Here is a 1,025-nt window from a genome sequence, read left to right on the forward strand (position 1 = left end):
CCAACTGAGCTACAACCGCGCAATGAGGGCGAAATAGGCCAAGCAATCGGGCGCGTCAAGCGGCTTGTGCAGAACAAATGCATGGAAAATGAAATTAGTTCGCAAGCCCGATTGAACCGAGCAAAATCCCGAGCTGGCCCAGCCAATACAGCGCCCAAAGTGTGCTCGCACTCAATCGATATTTGGGGCTACCCGGCGTCATCATAAACAACGATTCTGCGAGGATAATGTCGGACAACACAAACACCGCAACGCCAAGCGAGAACGTCTGCTCAAGCCCCTGCCCTGCAAGCACGAGCGCAGCGCCGCCCAAGCTAATCGAGATCACCACATAAAGCGAAACCGGAAGGTGCAATCCATCCAACTTTGACCACCAGCGCTTTAGCAACAACAGTGAGACGAGCGTGAGCGCTGATATGCCAATGAACATAAGCCAATGGACGTTCACCGCAGGCAGCTCCATGAGAACGAACACCGCCCAATACAGATAAACCAAATGGCCGAAAAGAAACGCCGCCAAACCGGGCAAAAAGCCAACCGAGGCGTTGCGAGATAAAAAACCATCGCCAATAACGCCAAAGACGAGGCCGACAATGATCAACCAAGGCGCGCCAAGTGAAACCGCAGATAGCACCAAAGCAAAGCTCGCGCTTATCTTGGTGAGAGAACGGAGCGTAGAAACAGGTTCGTGAGTCAGTTTTGCGCCGTAAAGAACAGCAGCAAGCCCGCCGATAACAATCCAAATCATTGCACATCCCCCAAATGCAAAAGGCCCCCCGAAGGGAGCCTTTCAAGCAGCGGTGGCGCGGTTGACGGGACTCGAACCCGCGACCCCCGGCGTGACAGGCCGGTACTCTAACCAACTGAGCTACAACCGCTCACTGCTCATTCAGTTGCCTGAATGTTGGGCCGTAATAGGCGGCAAATGCAGGAGCGTCAAGCGCGCTTTAGCGCAAGAATGCACTATTTTTGTCAGCGCCAGTTTTTCGGTTTTTGAAGGGGTAAATGGTGGGTGATGAGAGGCT

At 53.7% G+C, this 1,025-nt stretch carries 1 protein-coding gene and 1 tRNA gene; both read right to left on the minus strand.

Features of this window, described 5'->3' with window-relative positions; genetic code table 11:
* Positions 1–94: 94 nt before the first annotated feature.
* The gene (locus ACRBCU_RS12335; protein WP_431365693.1) at positions 95–748 is read right to left on the minus strand and encodes a lysoplasmalogenase family protein; all 654 of its coding nucleotides are present in this window, start codon (positions 746–748) and stop codon (positions 95–97) included.
* Positions 749–801: 53 nt separating this feature from the next.
* Positions 802–878 (minus strand) — tRNA-Asp (locus tag ACRBCU_RS12340).
* Positions 879–1,025: the final 147 nt, after the last annotated feature.

Source organism: Planktotalea sp. (genome assembly GCF_050633725.1).
In the GTDB taxonomy this organism is placed as follows: Bacteria; Pseudomonadota; Alphaproteobacteria; order Rhodobacterales; family Rhodobacteraceae; genus Planktotalea.